11 protein-coding genes are annotated in these 21375 nt (G+C 64.9%); 7 read left to right on the top strand and 4 right to left on the bottom strand.

The features are described 5' to 3' along the window. The 4 genes from AC5PZ0_RS27325 to AC5PZ0_RS27310 form a co-directional block, all read right to left on the bottom strand. The coding region (locus AC5PZ0_RS27325; RefSeq protein ID WP_493856138.1) for a VCBS domain-containing protein at nucleotides 1-8171 on the bottom strand (8171 nt) is incomplete at its 3' end. Between the two features lie 95 nt (nucleotides 8172-8266). Continuing rightward, nucleotides 8267-10357: a site-2 protease family protein gene (locus AC5PZ0_RS27320; protein WP_265969833.1), complete on the bottom strand. Its 2091-nt coding sequence runs from the start codon at nucleotides 10355-10357 to the stop codon at nucleotides 8267-8269. Beyond that, the gene (locus tag AC5PZ0_RS27315; protein ID WP_493856137.1) at nucleotides 10357-11703 is read right to left on the bottom strand and encodes an efflux RND transporter periplasmic adaptor subunit; all 1347 of its coding nucleotides are present in this window, start codon (nucleotides 11701-11703) and stop codon (nucleotides 10357-10359) included. Before AC5PZ0_RS27315 ends, AC5PZ0_RS27320 begins: the two co-directional genes overlap by 1 nt. Then, complete coding sequence (locus AC5PZ0_RS27310) at nucleotides 11690-12451, bottom strand: efflux RND transporter periplasmic adaptor subunit (RefSeq protein WP_493856136.1); 762 nt, start codon at nucleotides 12449-12451, stop codon at nucleotides 11690-11692. Before AC5PZ0_RS27310 ends, AC5PZ0_RS27315 begins: the two co-directional genes overlap by 14 nt. A 251-nt stretch (nucleotides 12452-12702) precedes the next feature. Between AC5PZ0_RS27310 and AC5PZ0_RS27305 the strand changes: the two genes are divergently transcribed. The 7 genes from AC5PZ0_RS27305 to AC5PZ0_RS27275 all read left to right on the top strand — a co-directional run bounded on the left by AC5PZ0_RS27305 (nucleotide 12703) and on the right by AC5PZ0_RS27275 (nucleotide 21369). Then, the gene (locus AC5PZ0_RS27305) at nucleotides 12703-15003 is read left to right on the top strand and encodes a tetratricopeptide repeat protein (RefSeq protein WP_493856135.1); all 2301 of its coding nucleotides are present in this window, start codon (nucleotides 12703-12705) and stop codon (nucleotides 15001-15003) included. A 114-nt stretch (nucleotides 15004-15117) separates the two neighbouring features. Then, nucleotides 15118-16092 carry an AAA family ATPase gene (locus AC5PZ0_RS27300; RefSeq protein ID WP_493856134.1) on the top strand — a complete coding sequence of 325 codons (975 nt, stop codon included), beginning with the start codon at nucleotides 15118-15120 and terminating at the stop codon, nucleotides 16090-16092. Between the two features lie 11 nt (nucleotides 16093-16103). Continuing rightward, complete coding sequence (locus tag AC5PZ0_RS27295; RefSeq protein ID WP_493856133.1) at nucleotides 16104-17051, top strand: DUF58 domain-containing protein; 948 nt, start codon at nucleotides 16104-16106, stop codon at nucleotides 17049-17051. Then, the gene (locus tag AC5PZ0_RS27290; RefSeq protein ID WP_493856132.1) at nucleotides 17048-17548 is read left to right on the top strand and encodes a DUF4381 domain-containing protein; all 501 of its coding nucleotides are present in this window, start codon (nucleotides 17048-17050) and stop codon (nucleotides 17546-17548) included. The genes AC5PZ0_RS27295 and AC5PZ0_RS27290 overlap by 4 nt, the downstream gene beginning before the upstream one ends. Further along, nucleotides 17535-18536 carry a vWA domain-containing protein gene (locus AC5PZ0_RS27285; protein WP_265969841.1) on the top strand — a complete coding sequence of 334 codons (1002 nt, stop codon included), beginning with the start codon at nucleotides 17535-17537 and terminating at the stop codon, nucleotides 18534-18536. The genes AC5PZ0_RS27290 and AC5PZ0_RS27285 overlap by 14 nt, the downstream gene beginning before the upstream one ends. After that, nucleotides 18533-20074: a VWA domain-containing protein gene (locus AC5PZ0_RS27280; protein WP_493856131.1), complete on the top strand. Its 1542-nt coding sequence runs from the start codon at nucleotides 18533-18535 to the stop codon at nucleotides 20072-20074. The genes AC5PZ0_RS27285 and AC5PZ0_RS27280 overlap by 4 nt, the downstream gene beginning before the upstream one ends. Next, nucleotides 20071-21369 carry a hypothetical protein gene (locus AC5PZ0_RS27275; protein WP_493856130.1) on the top strand — a complete coding sequence of 433 codons (1299 nt, stop codon included), beginning with the start codon at nucleotides 20071-20073 and terminating at the stop codon, nucleotides 21367-21369. Before AC5PZ0_RS27280 ends, AC5PZ0_RS27275 begins: the two co-directional genes overlap by 4 nt. Nucleotides 21370-21375 lie beyond the last annotated feature (6 nt).

The raw sequence follows: 21375 nt of genomic DNA, 5'->3' as shown, positions 1-21375 counted from the left end.
TTGTTGGTGCCACCGGCTTCGATGGCGGTGGCGGCGTCACTGGTCGCAACAGGGGTGTCGTTGCGGCCGTGGATGATGACGGTGAAGGTGGCCGTAACGATTTTGCCGTTGCCATCGCTGACGCTGTACTGGAACACCTCGGTCAGTTGGTCGGCATCGGTGCGCAGGGCCTGGACCGCAGCGTTGCTGTTGTCCACCACGTAGCGGTAGTTGCCTTGGGCATCCAGCACCAGGCTGCCGTAGTTGCCGGCCAGGGCTTGGCCAGGCGTGCCGTTGACACCGTTGGGGTTGACCACGGCGCTGACGATCAGGGTGTCGCCGTCCGGGTCGCTATACGCGCCGCGGATGCTGCCGCTTGGGTCGAGCCCCGGCTGGCCGTTGTTCACCCCACCGGCCTCGATGGCGTCGACCGTGACCGGGTTGACCACGGGTGGGTCGTTGACGCCGGTGACAGTGATCACCAGTTGCGCCTGGTCGGTCAGGCCGCCGCTGTCGTGGATCTGGTAGGTAAAGATCACGTCTAGGGTTTGCCCGGCCGCTAGCGCTCGGATGGCCGGGTCGGCGCTGTTGACCTCGAAGGTGTAGCTGCCGTCTTCGTTCAGAATCAGCTGGCCGAAGTCGCCGCTGATCAGGCTACTGTCAGCCAGGCGGGCGACTGTGCCAGTGAGGGTTGCAGGTGCGCCGTTGGCGATCGGCGTAAGGGTACCGCCCGTGACTTCCAGGCCGCTGCGCACGCCATCGACCTTGAGCTGGGTCGCGGTGGGCTGGTCGAAGTTGTCGACGTCAGTGTCGGCGCCCACGCCGCCATCGCCGGTGATTACGTTACCGCTGGCGTTGACCGGTACGCTGCTGCCGTCGCTGGCACCCGCGCTGGCGGTGCCGTGGTCGTCCACGGCCACCGGCGCATCGTTGGCGCCCTGAATGGTGATCACCAGCACGGTCACCGAACTCAGGCCCCCAGCATCGACCATCTGGTAGGTGAACTGCTCGACCAGAGTCTGCCCTGGGGATAGTGCCTGCACCGCGGCGTTGCTGTTGTCGATGACGTAGCGGTAGCTGCCGTCGGCGTTGATGGTCAAGCTGCCGAAGTCGGCCAGCACACTGCTCGATTGGCCGCTGACCACCGGAATGATCCGGCCGCCGCCCAGGCCATCGAAGCGCACCGCGTTGACCTGCTTGGTCTCGCCCAGGGCTACCGAATCGACGTCGGTGTCGTTGTCCAGCACATTGCCCGTGGCATCCTGCCCCTGCGTGCCGTTGTTGGTGCCTCCGGCTTCGATGGCGGTGCCAATATCGCCATGGGCCACCGGGGTGTCGTTGGCGCCATGGATATTGATCTGCAGCACCGAGCTGCTGGTCAAACCGCCGGTGTCGACGATGTCATAGCCGAAGAAATCACTGATGAAGTTGCCGGCGGTGCGCAGTGCCTGCACCTCAGGGTTGTCGTTGTCGACGATGTACTGGAAACCGCCGCCGGCGGTGATCGACAAGGTGCCGTACAGCCCTTGCAAGGTCGTGACCCCGTTGGCGGCCACTGCGACACCACCGGGGGTGGTGGTGTTGGCGATGCGGGTGACGGTAAGTAGGTCGTTGTTGGTCTGGATGTCGACATCGGTGTCGTTGGCCAGCACGTTGCCGGTGGGGTTCACGCCCGGGTCGGCGTTGTTGAAGCCACCGGCTTCCACGGCGATGGCCAGGTCGGCGTTGGCGACCGGGGCATCGTTGACCGGGTCGATGATGATGTTCATCACGTCGGTGTCGGTCAGCGCATCGGCCGGGTTCTGCCCGGGCACGCCGTCGCCGTTGACCGGTGCGTCGCCGAAGTTGCCTTGGTCGTTGGTGACCATGGTCAGGGTTTCAGGGTCGCGGAAGGTGTTGAAGTCCTGGTCGCCTTTGTAATACAGCTGGCTCAGCAGCACGTTCAGTTCGGCCAAGGTGCCGGTAAGGACCAGGCTGCGCCCAGCGCCGGCAGGAGCTGTAGCTGTGGCCGCCGGCGGGGTGGCGGTTTGCCAAATGACCCCGTGTACCACGGTCAGGGTAATGCTCATGACGCCGTCGGCAATGCCGGCGTTGACGTCCACGTCACTGATGGCCAGGCCACCGATGTGCAATACCGTGTCTTCCTGGCCGTGCTGGTCGGACACTGTGTTGACCGGCGCCTCGTTCACATGCACGTAGCCGGCGTCAGCGGTGCCGGTAGCGCCTTCGCCGAGTGCCAGGTTGATGCTGCCCAGGCCTGTAGCCGCAGCGCCCGTGTCGGTGTCGATACGCACCCGGAAGGTGTTGTTGGCGCTGACCTGATGGTCTTGCGCCACCGCGATCAGGTAGCTGCCGGAGGGCAGCAGGGCGAACTGGTAGAGGCCGCCATTGGCGGTAACGGTGTTGAACGTGCGGTCGTCCGCGGTGCCGAACTGACCGTCGTCACCGGCCCAGGTCAGGCTGACGCCGATGCCGTCCAGGCCGGGGCCGTCCGGGCTGACGTTGTCCGTGGCGCTGCGGGTGTCGTCCCACAACGTGCCCTGGATCACGCCCATGCCGGCGCCATCGCTGAGGATGTAGTTGTTCAAGCCGGTTGCGCCGTCCTGGCCGGTGCGCTCGCCGTCGGCAGCGCCAGCGCCCGCCGGCAGCGAACCGCCCCAGCCGTTGGTTTCGAAGTCGGAGGGCAGGCTGGTCCAGGTGAGCACGGCGGAACTGGCGGTGTCATCGGCGATGGTCACATTGGGCAGGGTGACGGTGTAGATCACCTGGATCGCGTCGTTGGGCGCAAGCCGTGCGAAGTCCATGACGATACCGCTGCCATCGCTGAAGCTGATACCGCTGGGCAGGTTGCCCAGGTCCAGCGCCACGCCATTGAGCAGGATGCTTTGCACCTGGTAGTTGCTGCCATTGGGGAACTGGTCGGTCAGGTGGGTGTTGTAGGCGGGTGCACCGCCATCCTGGGTGAAGCTCACCGAGACGGTGGCGGTGGTCGTGCCGGCGCCCGGGGCCACGTCGATGACCGACTTGTCCATGCTGGTGAAGCTGGGTTCCACCACGCGCTCGAACACCGTATCGCTGCGGCCGCGGTCCACGCCATCGCCAGGGCCCACGTGTTCGAACACGGTCATGCCTAGCTGGGTGTTGGCCTGGTTGCCGGTCACGTTGTTGACGCGCACGTTGAACTCAAGGATCACGCCTTCGATATCGCTGTCGGCAGCCTCGCTATTGGTCACGTTGCCAAGGTTGAAGGTGATGGTCTGACTACCGTCTAGGTTGGTCGTGATCTGCAGCCGGCCATTGTTACTGTCGAAGACACCCGACGGCGCCACGCCGCCCAGATCGGCGTGTATCGGCAAGGCCACTTCGCTGTTCTGGTTGCCGGTCATATACAGCGTATTGCCGTTGCCGAGCACCAGGTCGGTGGCGTCGGTGGTCAAGCCGCCTAGCTGGCTCGACACCATGGCAATCAGGATGTTGTTGAGGTCGGCGGTGATGAACTCCAGGCCGGCGGCCAGCTCGATGCGGATCTGGTAATTGGGGTTGTCGCCGGTCGGTACCAGCACGGCCACGCGGTAACGGACGATTTCGCCGACTACCACAGTTTCCAAAAGGCCGCTGGTGTCGGTGGCGCCGCTGCCGTTGGTGGCCGGGGGCGTGTCGGTGACGCCGCCGACGCGGGACACCTGGATGCCGTTGGTGACCGGGATCAGCAAGGCACTCAGCACCCGGTAATCGTTGAGCACGCCTGAATTGAGCAGGCCATCGTCGCCGCTGCGCTCGCCATTGACGGTATCGGTGCTATCGCTGCTGCCGTCCAGGCTGCTCCAGCGCACCACGACGTTGTTGGCGATCGCTGCCTCGCCTGCGGCCGTGGCATTGACCACGCCGGTCAGGGTGATGACGATGCTGCCGCCGTTAGCGATGTCGATGTTGGCGCCATTGGCGGTCACCAACTGACCGTTGAGGATGACGAAATCAACGCCGCCATTGTTGGTGGCGCCGCCGCTGTACTGGACGGTGCCACTGATCACCAGGTTGTCGATTTCAGTCGGCAGCACGTCCAGCAGGCTGATGTCGAACGCGTCGGTGCCCGAATTGTTGGCCACGGTGATGGTGAAGGTGACGGTATCGCCCTGGTCGTAGCCGCCAAACGAGGGAGTCGAAGTGATCTGCTGGGTGACGCTGAGGGTCGGCTCGACGATGGTCACGCCGGGCTGTTCGGCACTGTTGATGTTGCGGTCCACGGCGGTGGTGCCATTTGGGGTGTCGCCATCGGGGTCACTGTACACCAGCTGCGCGCCGTTGTTCAGCGTGGTGCCTTGCTGGTTACCGGTCACGTTGCTGGCCACCAGTACCAGGCGGATGACGAAGCTGTTGTTGCCGGTAATGTTGTCGGCCGTGGCCCCGGCGCTGCCGAACACCAGCATCAGGTCGGCGCCGTCGCTGCCGTCCAGGGTTACCGGGTTGACGTTGAGCACACCGTTGAAATTGGCCGCCAAGGCGGCACTGGCTGTGGTGCTGGTGATGATTTCATAGCCCAGGTTGCCATTGAACCGTGGGTCCAGGCGCAGGCCCGGGGGGATCAAGTCATTGATGCGCAGGCTGCCCGTCGAACCCTCGGGCAGGGTGACGACGATGTCGTAGGTGATGCTTTCGCCAATTACCAGGTTGCTGCCCGTGGTGTGCCCGGCGTTGGAGTCGTCCTCGGTCAGGCTGCCGTCCTTGTAGGTCTTGCTGATGGTCGGCGCGGCGACTTGCTGGTTGGCGACCTCGGTCAGGTCGGTGGGGGTGAAGTCCTGGCCGCCATCGACGCTGGCGTAGTAGGTCAGCGCGGCAGTGCTCTGCAGCGTGCTGGAGGCGAGGATGGCATTGTCCACGCTGACGTCGTAGGTGATCACCACCACATTGGCCCCGGACAGGTCGCTGGCGGTGCCGGCGCGGCCGGCCAGCAGGGTGGCCTGGCCGTTGGCGTCGAGGAAGGTGATGGCGTTGCCGTCGACGCGGTAGTCGGTGCCCTGCACCAGCACGCTGCCGTCGCCGCGGTAGATCTGCAGGTTGGCCGCGCCCAGGCTGCCACCGACGAACGACAGGCCAGCGGGCAAGGTAATGCTGGTGCTGACATCGTAGGCACCGCCGCCGCCGGTGTTTTTCAGGGCGGTAGCCAGGCGCAGGTTGTCAGCGCCGTCGATGCCGCTGACATTGCCGTCCACCGCCGCCAGGCTGGTCACGCTGCCGCTGAACGGCACGCCGCTGCTGCCGGGGGCGGCCCAGCTGCCGGTGGTGCCTGTGACTATGCCGTTGCTGCTGGACACCACGCCGTGCTTGATGTCCAGCACCGGCTCGGCGACCGACTCGATCACCGCCACATCCGAAGAGGTGAGCACGGTCTTGTCGACCGTGGTGGTTTGGCTCGACTGCGCCAGCACGTCGAGTTCACGCTGGTCGGCAAACGGCTGGTCGCCCACCACCATGGTGAAACGCACCTGTACGGTTCCGCCATTGAGCCCGTTGGAGACGAAGTCGCCGAAGTCGAACACGATCGAGTTGCCGGGGCCGGTGGTGACGCTGTCGGGCACATCGAGAATGGTATTACCGCTGCCGAACGTCCACTGGCCAACCCCGTTGCCGACGCTCCAGTTGATGCCGCTGGCATTGAGCAAGGGCAAGGGCAGGTACGCCGTGAGTTTGAAGTTCTCGTAATCGGCCACCAGCAAGTCGTAGCTGATGGTGAAGGTCACCACATCGCCTGGGCGCAATTCGCCGTTGCTCGGCGGGTTGCCGCCATTGACCTGAGTGAGTTCGATATCGACGGTGGAGGTCTCGATGGTGCTGGTGGTGCTGGAACCGTCGGTCTGCGTGCCGCCAAGGTTGACCGCATCGCGCAGCACGGTGGCATCCACCGTGGCGTTGTTGCCAACGCTGTCACCTTCGTTGAGTTGGTCGTGGGGCGGGTGGTCAGTGGTGTAAATGGTGTTGATCAACGCGTCGTAGACGATGCTCAGGCGCGTGGCACCCTCCTGCAGGGTATCGTCGTAAAGGTCACCGAACAGCGCGGCCAAGCCGGGGCCAGCGATGGACTGGCGAATGGACTCGGCAATGTCGAAGACCAGCGTGGTGCTGCCGTCGGCATTCACCACCTGGGTGTAGACCAGGGCAATGGCCTGGGACACGCCATGCTGCTGGATGATCAACGTAGGCGGGTTGCTCGGGTCGAAGGTCTGGCCGTCGCCAAGCAGGTCGGTCAGGGTGAACTGGCCCTGCTCGAGGATGTTCTCGCCAAAGGCGAAGAAGTCGGAAATGGCCACGTCCATGGTGTAGCGCAAGGTGTCGCCGGGGGTAAGGCCGGGTGTACCGACGTCGTTCTGCAGGTTGACCTGCTTGAGCAGGGTGATCGACTTGGCGACGAAGGTCACGCCCTGGCCGTTGCCGGTCTCGGTGAACGGGTAGCCGTCCGGGTCGGTGGGGCGGTCGCGCGGGTCGAGCGGGTTCCAGTCACCGGTCACGTTGGCGGTGCCGAAGTTGATGGTGACTGGGTTGCCGGTGGTCGGGTCGATCACTGGCCGGCCGTTGGCGTCGATTTCCGGCACGTAGAAGCTGACCTGGGTTTCGCTGGCCGCGCTCAGCGTGTCGTAATGGATCTCATAGCTGGCGACGAATGCGTTGGGGTTGGCCAGGGCTGATGCGATCAAGGCGGGGTCGGTGAGCACCGTGCCATCGTGCAGGGTGACCGACGTCAGTGTGCCGCCGGCCCCCGGCGTAATGGCGCTGACATGCACCTGGTCGGGCACGGTCTGGGTGACGGTGACATTGCTTAGCGTTTGCCCGGGGGCCGGGGTTACGGTCACGGTCTGGGTACGGGTGAAGTTCGGCCCGGTTACCGTTTCGCCTTCTGGCATGTTGACCGTTTGCGTGACCTTGAGCAGGGTCGGGGTGACGATGAAGCTGTGCAGCGCGCTTTCTACCCGGCTTGGGTCCTGCGCCGGATTGTTCAGCGAATCGTTGCCGTACTCGAAACCAGCGCGGGCATTGATGGTGAGGTTAGGCGCGCCGTCGGAGTAGCTGGTGTCGGCCAGGTTGCTCAACTGTGCGGTAATCTGCACATCGATCGTGGGCTGGCCGTTGGTGACGCTGGCGTAGGGCAGTTGCAGCACCACCATCTGGTCGCCGGGCTTCATGCCGACGCTGGCGGCATTGATCACCAGGGCATTGCCGCTGGCGTCCTTGGCCAACGGGTGGGTGGCATTGCCGTTGGCATCGAAGGTGATCACGAAGCTGTTCACCGCCTGGCCCAAGTAGGTGGCGGAGACGAAGGTGGCGCCATCGTCGCCGTCGCGCCCGGTGGCCGGCATGAACACATCGAGGAACGGCGCGTAGCCTTCCTGGGTCGACGGGTTGCTGAAACTGACGGTGAAGTTGAATTGCTCGCCCAGTTGCACCTCGGCGCCGCCGCTGCCCAGGCTGGCGGTGGGGCTGGCATCGGCCAGCAGGCCTTGGAAGCCGTTCAGGGTGGCCGCTGCCAGGGCAATGGTCTTGTCGACATCGCCATTGCTGACCTCAAGGCGCCAGTCGCCGCCGGCCAGTTGGCTGCCGGTGGCGTTGCTGGAGGCGCCGACGTCAGCGCCGGTCCAGCGCGCCAGTTCGTTCACCAGCGCCTGGCCTGCACTGCCGGCACCTACATCGCAGCCATACAACTGGATGTCCGCGCCCGCGTTGAGTTCACCGCGCCAGGCGCTCAGGCGGTCGCCCAGTTGCTCGACGGTTTGGCTGGTGAATACCTGGTTGCCCAGGGTGAACTGGCCGGACGCGCCGTGCGAGAACACTTGGATCGAGTCGACCTTGCCCAACTGCGCCAGGGCATTGCTGATGGCTGCGATGGCATCCTGGCCAGGGTCCACCACCAGCGCGGTGGTACCGGTTGGCAGGTTGGCGGCCAGTTGGTCGCGATTTTCCACACGGGCATCGATGACCACTAGATTGCGTGGTGCGGGCGCTGCTGCGGTGGTTTGCGCCTCGCTGGCAGTGGGGGCAGGATGGCTGGTGTCCTTGGCCTCTGCTGTACCGGGATCACTGTGATGCTGCTGGTCGACAGCCGCTGCGCCAGCGCCGTCGAAGAGGATGCGTTGCTCAAGGGCAACTGTCTGCGACCGAGGGCGCGAAACCATGGCGAAGCCGGCTCTGCTCTTGATGTCCATTTCCAATCCTGCCCAGAAGTTACGATGCCATTTCCGAAACTAAATCAATCCTAGTCCGATTTTTTCGGGGTGCCGGGTGAGGCGCCGGAAGGTCTTCAGAAGCCGCTTTCGCGCAGCCCGACCCCCAGAATCCATTTACCCAGCTCACCGAGGATGCTGCGTTTTTCCCCTTCGATCTGCAGCTTGCCGCGGGTTTCGCGCACGCTGGCCACCGGCTCATCCAGCGCGACCAGTACCTGGAACAGCGCGTTGCTGGGCACCAGCGACTGGCCGCTGGTCGGCACCGGGCCGCCGAAATGCGAAGACAACATGCGGTGGGCCAACTGCCCGGCGCGGGTGCTGCCAATGGCCAGCACTTTGCCGCGCAGCGCGGTGGCCTGGCCTTCGGGGTAAAACTTCACGGCATTGCCTACGGCCAGGTGGTGCACCTGGTCCTGGGCAACGTAGGCATCGACCTGCCAGTGGCTGGGGTCGATCAGCATGCCCAGTGGCTCTTGGCGGTTGAGCCACTGGCCGGGGCGCCAGTCAGGGTCCAGGTCCAGCCAGGTGCCGGCGAACGGCGCCTGCAGGTTGAGGCGGGCGATTTCGATGCGTGCCGCGCGGGCTTCTTCGTTCTGCACCTTCAGGCGTTGCTGGGTGGCAGCGTCCTCGGCCAGCCCGGCGGGGTCGGCCAGCAGCCCAGAAAGGCGCGCCTGATAACTGCGGGCGCTGGCCTGGCTGCTGCGCATGCGCGAATCCAGGTCTGGCTCTTCGAGCACTGCCAGCACGTCGCCAGCCTTGACCAGGCCTTGCGAATGCAAGCTTTTCAGCCGCGCAGGGTAGGGCGTGTACACGCGCAACTGGTGTTCGGCCCGGGCCACGCCAACGGCGTCGACCTGGCTGTGCCAGGGCACCGCCAGCGCCAGTAAGGCAAAGCCTGCGCCTAGGTAGAACAGCCGTTTGCGCTGCCCCGGGATGCGTGCCCGCTGTTGCCACCAGTGGCTCAGCTCACGTTTCACCGGCAGCGCGATAAACCACGCCAACTCGACCATGAACAGCACGATCCCTAACAGTTTGAAGAAGAACAGGTACACCGCCACGGCAATGCCGAGGAACAGCACCAGGCGGTACAGCCAAGTGGCAAAAGCGAACGCCACCAGCAGGCGGCGTTGCCCCACCGGGAACGGCTCGGGCCACGGCTCGTTGAGCCCAAGCAGGTTGCGCCGCAGGGCTACCCGCGCCAGCGCCGAGGCGCGTTCGTGCAGGTTGGGGAAGTCGAGCAGGTCGCTGAGGATAAAGTAGCCGTCGAAGCGCATGAACGGGCTGGCGTTGAGGGCCAGCGACAGCACCCAACTGGTGGTCGCCAGGTACAGCAGCGCGTTGCGCAGGGCGCCGTCGTCGCACAGGGCCCAGCCGAGGGTGGCCAGGCCCGCCAGGGACAGTTCGGTAACGATGCCGGCCGAGGCGATGGCCAGGCGCTGGTGGGCGCGCTTGAGTTTCCAGCTTTCGCCGGTGTCGGTGTAGAGCATCGGCCACAGCACCAGAAACGCCACGCCCATGTGACCCACGCGCAAGCCCAGGCGCGTGGCGACCAGCGCGTGGCCAAGCTCGTGCAGGGTTTTTGCGACCACAAGGGCCAGGGCAAAACTGAACAGGCCTTCGGTGGAGAACGACTCGACCACCGCATGGGTGAAGGCGTCCCACTGCTGCATCACCAGGATGATCCCGAGCAGGGTCAGGCCGATCACCAGCACCCCGGTAAGCGGATGGAACAGCCAGCCCAGCGCTACCGCCAGGCGCTGCAGGCCGGCTTGCGGGCGCAGCAGCGGCACGCGGAAGAACAGATAGTGGTGCAACCACCAACGCCAGCTCGACCAGGTGCGCGCCTCGCTCGCGGCCTGCAGTTTGGCCAATTGCTCGGGGCCGGGGCGCAGCAGGTGGTGGTGTTCGAGGAACGTGCGCAGCGCCAGCACCTGCTCGACATCGGGGTTGAGCGCGCTGTCCCGCGACACCTGCTCGCTGATTTGGCGCGGCGTCTGGCCCCAGCGCAGCAGGCACTCGAACTCCAACCAGCCAATCCGGTAGAAACGGTTGACCACGGTGTCGTGGATCATCCATGCCGGTTCCCCTTCACGGCTGTCGGCAGCCTCGCACAGGCGCAGGTCCTCGCGCAGCGGGGGCAGTGGCAGGTCGGACAGGTCGAGCATTACCAGCCACTCCAGGCACGCACCGTGGCCAGCGGCCGGCGCAGCAGGTAATAGCCGAGCATTACCCGGCCACCGTACAGTTTGGCGGTGCCGTGCAGGCCCAGGCGGGCATGCTCGGAGCGTTCGTCGATGCTGGCCAGCAGGCGGTAGGCGACCACGCCGTCATCACTGGGCTTGGCCTGGTAGCTGGTTTCAAGGATTTTGCCCTTGAGCGGGCTGAGCGGGTAGGCGGTGAGGAACAGCGTGACCTCGGCGCCTGGCTCCAGGGCGATGGCATCGGCCACGGCCAGCTGGATCTGCATGGCCGGTTGCGCCGGGTCGGCCACGTGCATGATGCGCTCACCGGTCGACACCGGCTTGCCGAGCCAGTCGTTGGGGTCGCTGAACACGGCAACCCCGGCCCGTGGTGCCAGCACCTGGGTACGCCGTAACTGCGCTTGCACCGCGGCCAGCTCGGCGCGACGTTGCTGGGCACGGCCTTGCAGCAAGGTCAGCTCGTTCTTGCTTTGCGGGTTGTCGAATGCCCGCTGGCTGGCGGCCAGCAACTCGGCGTCGGCCACCGCGACTTCCTTGCCGAGCACCTCGGCGCGGCTGCGCAGGGTGGTTTCGTCGAGGGTGAACAGCGGGGTGCCGGCTTCAACGGGCTGGTTGGGGCGCACCAGCACTTGGGCGATCACGCCGTCGATCGGTGAACTGACGATCTGTGCCTGGCGCGACACGATCTGTGCCGGTGCCAACGCCGTTTGCCGCACCGGGAGAAGCAACAGCCCGGCTGCCACCAGCAGGGTGATCAGCACCTGGCGACGGCTGGGGCGCCAGCGGCCGATTCGCCGGCGCCGGGTCAGCGCATGCCAGCAATAGGCCCAAGTGCGCGTCAAACCATCCAGCTGCTGGTGCAGCACCGCCGGCGGCGCTTCTTCCAGCAGCAATACCAGCAGGCCAAGGCGCTGGCCGGTCGGGGCATGCAAGGGTATGCACCACAGGCCGGTAGGCCACCACTCGGCCCAGCCCTCGGCGATGTCTTCAGGTGGCGCGGCGTTGGCCTGGGTCAACCAAGCGGGCTGTGGCTCGACCAAGCGCTCGGCCAACCAACGGCTGGCGCGCCTGAGCCAGACCAGGTAGGGCGAGTCTTCGCTGGGGCGCGCCAGGCCCGACACGCACAGCAGCTCCAAGCCGCTGTTGCCTTGCTCGAACACCAGCGCCTGGTGGAAGGGCAGCAGCGGATACAGGTCGTTGGCCATGCTGAACGCCAGCGCGCCTAGCGTCTCGGCGGCCATGGCTTTATCGCGCAGGGCGTCCAGTTGCAGCAACAGCTGCGGGTGGGGCAGTGGCCTATTCACGGTCATGGTCGAACCGCGCCGTGCCGCTCATGCCAGCGATCAGCTCGGGGTAACGCTGGTCGAACCGCGCTTCAAGTTCCACCGTCTGCGCCACGGCATCGACCCTTGAGTTGATCACGCTGACCTTGGCCGGGTAGGTTTTGCCCGTCTCATGCACGCTGACCTGCAGCGGCTGGCCGGGGCTTAAGCTTTTCAGTTGGCTGGAGGGCACATTCAGGCGCACCTTTAATGCGCCGTCGCTGACCAGGTCGAACAGTGGCGTACCCGTGCTGACAGTCTGGTATGGCTTGACGTAAACCTTGGCCACATGGCCCGAGAAGGGGGCCAGCACCTGGCAGTAGCTCATTTGCGCTTCGCCCATGGCACGGGCGCCATCAGCCTTCTGCACTTCGGTATTGGCTGCCGCTACTTCGATATCGCCGACGGCGTCGAGTTTGCGCAGTTGCTTTTTGGCTTCCAGGTTCTGCCGGGCCATGGCCAACTCGGCCACGGCGACCTTGCCGCGGGCTTGGGCCTCGTTGCAATTGAAGCGGGCCAAGGTCGCGCCCTTGCTCACGTGTTCGCCGAACGTGGTTTTCAGCTCCCCCAGGGTGCCGCTCATCTGGCTGGACAGGGTGGTTTCCAGCTCGGCTGCCAGCAGGACGCGGATCAGTTGCGGGTCTTCGTTGGTTGGCTCTTGCTCGGCGTGGCTGGCAACGCTGGCCAAGGCCAGTAACAAAGGCAGGTAACGGTGTGCAACGACAGTCAACGGCATTCTCGGCTCCTGGCTAAGAGACATCGAACAGCGCAACGCAAATCATTCAACGCCTTCAGACTAGAAAGGAATTCGTCATTTGCCCAACTCGAGATCGAGCATTTTCTCGTGGTCCGATATGCATCAATGCCCGTCGGGCTCCTGCAGCCGCGCAAAGGCCATCCACCTGTACTAGGGTCAAGCATTGCTGGGCAAACTGCTGTTAGATCGGCTCGCAACAGGGCCGGCAGGGCTGACCGTGGAGCGAGCGAATGGAGCACTGGGCACAGGTAGTGCGACGCATGCGGGTAATGGCCTGCTTGAGTGTTTTGTCGTTGTTGCTGAGCAGCGCCAACCTTGGTGCGGCTGCCTTGCCTTCACAGGCCACTGAACGTGAGGGCTACGCCGAAGCCGGCAGTTGCCAGGCGTGCCATGTCGAACAGGCCAAGCAGTGGCAACACTCCGATCATGCCTGGGCGCTGCGCGATGCCAACCCGGCCAACGTGCTGGGCAACTTCAATGACGTGCGCTACGACCAGGATGACGTCAAGGCCCGCTTCTATCGCAAGGGCGATGGATTTTTCGTCAACATCGACGGCGAGGATGGCAAACCGGCTGATTTTCAAGTGCTCTACACCTTTGGCTTCGAGCCGCTGCAGCAATATCTGGTGGCACTGTCGCGAGGCCGCTTGCAGGCCTTGACCCTCGCCTGGGACAGCCGGCCGGCGGCGCAGGGCGGGCAGCGCTGGTTCTCGCTGTACCCTGGGCAACGCTTTGCCCCTGATGACCCGCTGCATTGGACTGGCCGCTACCAGAATTGGAACGGCATGTGCGCCGACTGCCACTCGACCCGGTTGGTCAAGCATTACGATGATGCGAACGACAGTTTTACCAGCACCTGGCAGGAAAAGACTGTGGGTTGCCAGGGCTGTCACGGCCCTGGCCAGGCCCATGTCGACTGGGCCAGCAAACACCCCGGCGCCTCGCCTGCTCAGGGGCTTGCGGTGGATTTCAAGGTGCTGGGCAGCAAGGGCTTGGTGGAGCAGTGCGCATACTGTCACAGCCGCCGGCAAGGGTTGGGCACTGGCCAGATGCCTGGCCATCCACAGTTGGACCAGAGCTTGCCGGTCACACTGCGCACGGGAATGTACCACGACGGCGGGCAGATCGACGGCGAAGTCTATGAGTACGGCTCATTCACCCAGAGCAAGATGTTCGCCGCCGGTGTCGGTTGTACCGATTGCCATAACCCCCATACCACCAAGGTGCGCATAGAAGGTAACGGGCTGTGCCTGCAATGCCATAACACCCAGCCCAATACTGCACGTTTCGCTGGCTTGCAGGCCAAGGACTATGACAGCCCAGCGCATCATCACCACGCGGTGGGCTCGCCAGGTGCGCAGTGCGTCAATTGCCACATGCCGAGCAAAAATTACATGGTGATCGACCCCAGGCGCGATCACAGCCTGCGTATACCCCGGCCGGACCTTGCCGCAGAGGGCAACGGCCCGGATGCCTGTACCACCTGCCACCAAGACCGCAAGCCCGAGTGGGCGGCCAAGGCCATTGAAGGTTGGTTCGGGTCACCGAAGCGCCCCACTCATTACGGCCAGCACTTCCACGCCGTGCGCGAGGACCCGAGCACTACCCTGAGCCGCCTGGGTTATCTGCTTGCGGACAAGAGCAACCCGGCCATCGTCCGCGCCACCGCCGCCGACCAGTTGGCAGACTTGGGCCCCGCAGCGGCCAGCAACTTGCAATGGGCACTGCAGGACAAGGACCCGCTAGTGCGCGCCTACGCTGTGGCCGGGTTCACCAGCCTGCCCCCCGAACAGCGTTTGAAACCGCTGCTACCCCTGCTCGAAGACCCCACCTTGGCCGTGCGCGACGAAGCCGTGCGGGCCTTGGCCGATGTCCCGGCAGCACAGTTACCTGAAGCCAGCCGCGAGTCGTTCAAAACGTTGCTCGACGATTACGAGCAGCGCTTGCGCAGTAACGCCGACCTGCCAGGGGGGCGGCTCAACCTGGCGGTGCTTATGCAGCGCCAGGGCCGCGACGAGCAGGCTGTGGAGCAGTATCGCCAAGCCTTGCACATGGACCCGTACTTCGTCCCGGCGCGGGTCAACCTGGTAACCCTGGCCAGCAGTGCGCAACGCTTGGACGATGCCGAGAGCCTGCTGCGCGAGGGGGTGGCGCTGGACAAGATGCCCGCTGCCGATCGTGGAAACCTGGCCTACATGCTGGCCTTGCTGCTGGTCGAGCGCGGCAAGCCCGAGGAGGCGCTGGGCTGGATGGAGCAAGCCGCTGTGGCGCTGCCGGGCAATACGCGCATTCGCTACAACCAGGGCCTGCTGCTGTCGCGCATGAACCGCCGTGACGAAGCCCTGCAAGCGTTGCGTAGCGGCTTGGAGCAAGCACCAGAAAACGTCGACCTGTTGTATTCGTTGATCTACCTGCATGCATTGGCTGGCGAGCGCGAGCAGGCTTACGGCTATGTCGAGCGGATGCGCGCGGTGGCACCAGACGACCCGCGGCTGCAGGCCATCGAGCCGTATTACCAGAAGGGGCGGTGAGGGGAGGAAAGTGAGGTTGGAAGTTCACCATGTTCTCTTCACGACACCCCGTTGCACCCTGGCCTGGCACTACTAGATTTACCCAATTGCCAACCGCTGACAGGGACCGGGCCAGTGAACACCCATGAACACGTCAAAGCGCTGGAAGCGTCGGTCGCCGAGAAGGTCCTCGGCCAGGCCGAGACCATTCGCCATGTACTGCTGGGGCTGCTCGCCAACGGCCATGTGCTGCTCGAAAGCCTGCCGGGCCTGGCCAAGACGCGCACGGTCAAGGCCCTGGCCACGCACCTGGAAGCGCAGATGCGGCGCATCCAGTTCACCCCCGACCTGCTACCCTCGGACATCACCGGCGGCGAGATCCTGCAGCAGTCGGCCGAGGGCAACAAGATCAGCTTTCAACCCGGGCCGCTGTTCGGCAACGTGATCCTCGCCGACGAAATCAACCGTGCCCCGGCCAAGGTCCAGGCGGCCTTGCTCGAGGCCATGGAAGAGCGCCAGATCACCGTCGCCGGGCAAAGTTATCCGATGCCGGGGCTGTTCATGGTGCTGGCCACCCAGAACCCCATCGAGCAGGAAGGCACCTATCCATTGCCTGAAGCACAGATGGACCGGTTTTTGATGAAGCTGCAACTGGATTACCCACACCCTGACGATGAAACCCAGGTGCTGCGCCTGGTACGTGCAGAGGACCAGGCCAGCGATGCGGGGGCCGCGCAACCGGTGCGGCTGGCCCAGCAAGTGATCTTCGATGCCCGCAGCGAGGTGGCGCGGGTGCATGTTGCCGAGGCGATCGACCGCTACCTTATCGACCTGATCAACGCGACCCGTCACCCAGGCGACTATGATGCCGACCTGGCACGCTGGATCACCATCGGTGCCAGCCCGCGCGGTGGCATCAGCCTAGACCGGGTGGCGCGCGCGCATGCCTGGCTCAACGGCCAGGACTTTGTTTCACCGGACAACGTGCGCGCGGTGGTGCACCCGGTTTTGCGCCACCGGCTGCAACTGTCGTACGACGCGGTCAGCGATGGCGTGGCGGCGGACCAGGTTATCGACAGGCTGTTGGACAAGGTGGCCATTCCGGCCTGACGGACACGCTCATGCCCGCTAATAGCGTTACGCCTGACGGTTTTGTCTACGCCTCGCTCACCGAACTGGTGGGGCTGGAGGCGCGCGCGCGCGGGCTGAGTTTCGTCGCCCGGCAGCCACTGTCGAGCATTCTTTCCGGTAACCATGCCTCGCGCCTGCGCGGGCGCGGGTTGAGCTTCGACGAGCTGCGTCACTACATCCCCGGCGACGATTTGCGCCACCTGGACTGGCGTGCCTCGTTGCGTTACGGCAAGCCTTTCGTGCGCACCTTCACCGAAGAGCGCGACCGGCCTACGCTGGTGCTGGTGGACCAGCGCATGAGCATGTATTTCGGCTCCCAGCGCTATTTCAAATCGGTCACTGCGGCGCAGTTGGCGGCGTTGTGTGCATGGATGGCGTTCCACGCCGGTGACAGGGTCGGTGGCCTGGTGTTCGGCAATCAGCGGGTGGAGCACGTGCGGCCGTTGCGCAGTCGCGCGCGGGTCGAGGCCTTGTGCAGTGCAGTGGTCAGGGCCAACCACGCGCTGACGGCGTTCGCCAGCGAAGACGCAGATGGCCAGTTGGACAAGGTGTTGCGCACCTGCGTTGCCTCGGCAGGCCATGATCACTTGATCTGCATCATCAGCGACTTCGCAGGTATCAGCGAGCAAACCTTGCCGCTGCTACGCCAGTTACGTCAGCACAACGATGTGATCGCCCTGCAGGTGTATGACCCCATCGCATTGCAAGTGCCGGACAGGGGGCGGGTGAACGTGACCCAGGGTACACAGCAGGTGGAGCTCGAAGTGGGCAAGCGCCGGGTTAGCAAACCGCTGGGTGATTTTCTCGCCGGGCGCCTGCGCGATGTAGAAGCGCTGCTGCGCCGCAGCCAGGTGCCGCTGATGCTGATCAGCACCGCAGGGGACAGCCTTGAACAACTGCGCAGGGAGCTGGGCCGCCTTGCCCAGGTGCCGCGATGAGCACTGCCGTCGTACCGTCAATCGACCAGCTGCGCGAGCTGGCACCCGGCACGCCGCCGTTCAGTTACTTACCGCATACCTGGGCTTGGTTGGTGTTGGGGCTGGTGATGCTGGCCTTGCTGCTGGTCTGGGCGGCCCTGCGCTGGCGGCGTTGGTCGCGCGGGCGTTATCGTCGCCAAGCCTTGCAGTATCTTGACCTGCTGGCCAAGGCCAAGGGTAATCAGCGCCTGGCCGCCCTGCGGGAAGTGCCCGTGCTGCTGAAGCGGGTGGCGCTGTCGCTGCCAGATGCGCCGCCTGTGGCCAGCCTGGCCGGCGCGCAGTGGCAGGCCTTTCTTGAGCAGCGTGCCGGTCAGCCGTTACCTGCCGGTTTTGTGCAAACCCTGCAAACGGTCGCTTATGCGCCCGACGCCCAACTGCTCGCGCTCGACGCGCAGCAGGTTGCGGCGTTGTACAGCACCAGCCGACGCTGGATCGAGGGGCACCATGTGGCAGTTTGATTACCCGTGGGTGTTCTTGCTGTTGCCGGCTGCTTGGCTGGCCTATCGTCTGTTGCAACCCTATAGCGAGAGCCGCAGTGCATTGCGGGTGCCGTTTTTTGCGGCGATGAGCCGCGCCACCGGGCAGCAGCCGGGGCAGGCGAGTGCAGCGGGCGGGCGCTGGCAATTGTGGCTGAACCTGCTGGTGTGGGGGCTTCTGGTGGCGGCCTGCGCACGGCCGGTATGGGTGGAGCGGCCGATTGAACGGGAGCGGCCGATCCGCGACATCATGCTGGCCATTGATATTTCCCAGTCCATGCAGGCCAACGACTACACCAACGCCAACGGCGAGCGAACCGATCGGTTGACTGCGGTGAAGTCGGTGGTGCGCGACTTCATCACGCGCCGCAAGGACGACCGCATCGGCCTCATCGTGTTCGGCACCGGCGCTTACCCTCAAGCGCCCTTGACCCTCGACCACGCCAGCCTGCTGATGCTTCTGGATGAAGTCGGCATCGGCATGGCCGGGCCGAACACCGCGTTGGGCGATGCCATTGGGCTCACCATCAAGGCGTTGGCCAACACCCCCGAGCAGGAAAAGGTGCTGATCCTGCTGACTGACGGCAACGACACTGGCAGCGCCATCACCCCCGAGCACGCGGCTCGCCTGGCCCATGAAGAACGTATCGTAGTACATACCATTGGTATCGGTGACCCAGCCGCGACGGGCGATGACAAGGTCGACCTGGCGGCCCTGCAAGGCATTGCGCGTACTACTGGCGGACAGTTCTTTCGCGCCGATGATCGCCAGGCGTTGCAGCAGGTATATGCGACCCTGGACCGGTTGACCCCGCATCAGGTCAAGACCTTCAGCCACCAACCCAAGCGTGACTTGTTCGTTTGGCCGTTGGGCCTGGCGCTAGGATTGCTGCTGGTGGCCCACCTGCTGGCCTTGGCGCGCGCCCGCCTGGTCGGCCGCCGGCCAGTGCCCGGAGCACCGCCGGCATGACCTTCGACCCCGCTGCGTTCCATTTCCTGCGGCCGCTGTGGTTGCTGCTGATCGTGCCGGGCCTGCTGTTGCCGGTGCTGTGGCTGCGCCGGCATGATCTACGCCGACAATTGGAGGGCATCATCGCGCCTCACCTGGTCGAGCACTTGATGATCACGCCAAAGGAACAGCGGCGTTTGCGCCCGGTGCACCTGTTGGGGGCCAGTCTGGTACTTGGAGCTCTGGCCGCTGCCGGGCCGACCTGGGTGCAGGACACCCCCGACTTTCTCGATGACCGCGCCCCTTTGATCATCGCCGTGGACCTGTCGCCGTCGATGGATGCCGACGATGTGCCGCCCACTCGGCTGGCGGCTGCTAAACACACCCTGCACGACTTGGTCCTGCGCCGTGCGGGCGCCCGTACCGCACTCATCGCCTATGCCGGCAATGCCCACTTGGTGCTTCCTGTCACCGAGGATCCGGCGTTGCTCGATACCTTCATCCAGGCACTGGCCACGGACCTGATGAGCACCCCGGGCAAGGATGCCTTGGGCGCGATAGACCTGGCCTTGAAGCTGCTGGCGGCTGAGCAGACGCCGGGCACTTTGGTGCTGCTGACCGATGGCGGTGATGCCAGCCAATTTCCAGCGATTGCTAAACGCGTCTCAGGCTCGCCCTTGCAAGTGTTGGTGTTGGCGGTTGGCAGTCAGTCGGCTGCGGCAGGCTTCGATGAGCAGGGCCTGAAGGCGCTCGCCAAGGCGGCCAATGCGCCCCTGGGCAGCCTGTCGCTGAACGATGACGACCTGGACTGGGTCGAGCTGCATGCCCAGCGCCATTTCAAGGCTGCCCAGGGCGACGATGCCCAGCTGCACTGGAAGGACGCCGGTTATTGGCTGTGCTGGCCGTTGCTGCTGATAGTGCTGGCAACCCTGCGGCGCGGCTGGCGGGTGAACTGGCTGCCCGGGATGTTGCTGGCCCTGCTGTTGGGCGGCAGTGCTGAGCCGGCAAGGGCCGGTGCGCTGGCCGATGCGTTTTTCACGGCCGACCAGCAAGGGCGCTGGGCGTTCGAGCAGGGCCACTATCCGCAGGCCGCAACGCGGTTCCACGACCCTTACTGGAAAGGCATCGCTGCATACCAGGCGGCTGATTTTGGGGCCGCGCTGGTCAGCTTGGGCAAGGTCGATAGTGCCCCTGCCTGGTTCTACCAAGGCAACAGCTATGTACACTTGTTCAAGTTCCCACAGGCGATTGCCGCCTACCAGCAGGCCCTGCGCCTGCAGCCGTCGTTTGCAGAAGCCAAGGCCAACCTGGCGTTGGCCGAGGCCTTGCTCAAGGATTACGAGGATCAACAGGAACAAGGCCCGCCCACTGAAAAGCCCGACAAGGTCGTCGAAGACCAGACGCCCTCGGGCGGCAAGACGCAGCAACAGAACACCCCGCAGGCTGCCTCGGACCAGCTGTGGCTGAATAACCTGACCACGTCACCGGCGCAGTTTCTCAAGCGCAAGTTTTCCCTTCAGGACGCCGCCCGCCAGCAGGCGGCGAAGGAGGCGCCATGAGGCGCTGGGCCTTGCTGTTGTGCTGCCTGGCGGGTTGGGCGGTAGCGGATGACCCACAGGTGCGGGTGGAAACGCGCCTGGTGCCAGGCACCACGGTCATGACCGGCGCCACACTCAGCCTGGAAGTCGACCTGCTGGTCGACACCTGGTTCACCGATGCCCCCGTATTGCCCATGTTTCAGCTGTCGGGTGCGGTCGTCAGCCCGCCGAGTGGCGAGGCCCAACACCTGAACGAGAAGCGCGAGGGCAAGGCCTTCTTCGGCCTGCGCTACCGTTACGCGATCACCCCGACCCAGGCGCAGCGCTTCGACATCCCGGCGCTGACCTTTCGCGTGCAGCCTGGCCCCAGTGGCGGGCCGCAGGCGGTCACCAGCCAGCCACTGTCGTTCGAGGCCAAGGGCTTGGCTGGGGGCAGCGGCGAACAGCGCCTGGTGGCGCTCAGCGTGCATTTGAACCAGGAGATCCGGTACTCCCATCGACCGCTGCGTGTGGGTGACAGCGTGACCCGGCACGTGCATGTAGACGCTGAAGGCACGCAAGCGATGCTGCTGCCGGCACCGACCTTCGCCGAGGTCGACGGACTCAAGCGTTACCTGCAGACACCTAGCGTCAAGCCGCTCAGCGATGGGCGTGGCGGCACGCTGGGTGGCCAGCGCGATGACAGCGCCAGCTACGTAGCCACGGCAGCCGGCCGTTATCGCTTGCCCGCCATCGACCTGCAGTGGTGGGACGCGACCACGGGTGAGCAGCACAGTGTTTCGGTACCTGCGGTGGAGCTGGTGGCGGAGGAGGGCGTGTACCAGGCGCCGTTCTCGCTTGCCGAAGACCTGCGCGCACTGGGCCAGAACGCCCAGGTCAGCATTGCCAGCCATGGGCTGCTGTTGACGTTGGCGCTACTGTTACTGGGTGGGTTGGCCTGGGCCGGGCGTGCCTATGGCCAGGCTGGCTGGCAATGGCTGCGCGCCTGGCGGCTGCATCGGCGGCATGGCTGGCTGGCGTCTGAAGGCTATGCCTGGCGCCAGGCGCGGCGGCAATGCGGCCATGAGCCTGCTCGCCTCGATGGCCTGTATCTGTGGTATCGGCGGGCCAGCGGGCAGCGCACATTGTCGTCAAGTGAACATCCTCCTGGCGGGGAGGATTTGCTAGCCTTTTTCGAGGCTGCCTATGGTCCGCACCGCGGCCAGGGGCTTACCACCAATGCCCGGCGGCGTCTGTTGTCGGCCCTGCGCCAGCAACTCGGTACGCACCCACAGTCACGCCGCGATAAAAATGGGCTGCGTGACCTTAATCCCTGAAATGTG

The sequence above is a fragment of the Pseudomonas sp. 5.2 genome (assembly GCF_059025405.1).
This window is presented reverse-complemented; position numbering and strand designations above follow the sequence as displayed.

Coding starts and splice junctions, on each gene's coding strand:
- AC5PZ0_RS27320 (WP_265969833.1), bottom strand. CDS start 10,357: ATGCTCGACCTGTCCGACCTGCCACTGCCCCCGCTGCGCGAGGACCTG.
- AC5PZ0_RS27315 (WP_493856137.1), bottom strand. CDS start 11,703: ATGACCGTGAATAGGCCACTGCCCCACCCGCAGCTGTTGCTGCAACTG.
- AC5PZ0_RS27310 (WP_493856136.1), bottom strand. CDS start 12,451: ATGCCGTTGACTGTCGTTGCACACCGTTACCTGCCTTTGTTACTGGCC.
- AC5PZ0_RS27305 (WP_493856135.1), top strand. CDS start 12,703: ATGGAGCACTGGGCACAGGTAGTGCGACGCATGCGGGTAATGGCCTGC.
- AC5PZ0_RS27295 (WP_493856133.1), top strand. CDS start 16,104: ATGCCCGCTAATAGCGTTACGCCTGACGGTTTTGTCTACGCCTCGCTC.
- AC5PZ0_RS27290 (WP_493856132.1), top strand. CDS start 17,048: ATGAGCACTGCCGTCGTACCGTCAATCGACCAGCTGCGCGAGCTGGCA.
- AC5PZ0_RS27285 (WP_265969841.1), top strand. CDS start 17,535: ATGTGGCAGTTTGATTACCCGTGGGTGTTCTTGCTGTTGCCGGCTGCT.
- AC5PZ0_RS27280 (WP_493856131.1), top strand. CDS start 18,533: ATGACCTTCGACCCCGCTGCGTTCCATTTCCTGCGGCCGCTGTGGTTG.
- AC5PZ0_RS27275 (WP_493856130.1), top strand. CDS start 20,071: ATGAGGCGCTGGGCCTTGCTGTTGTGCTGCCTGGCGGGTTGGGCGGTA.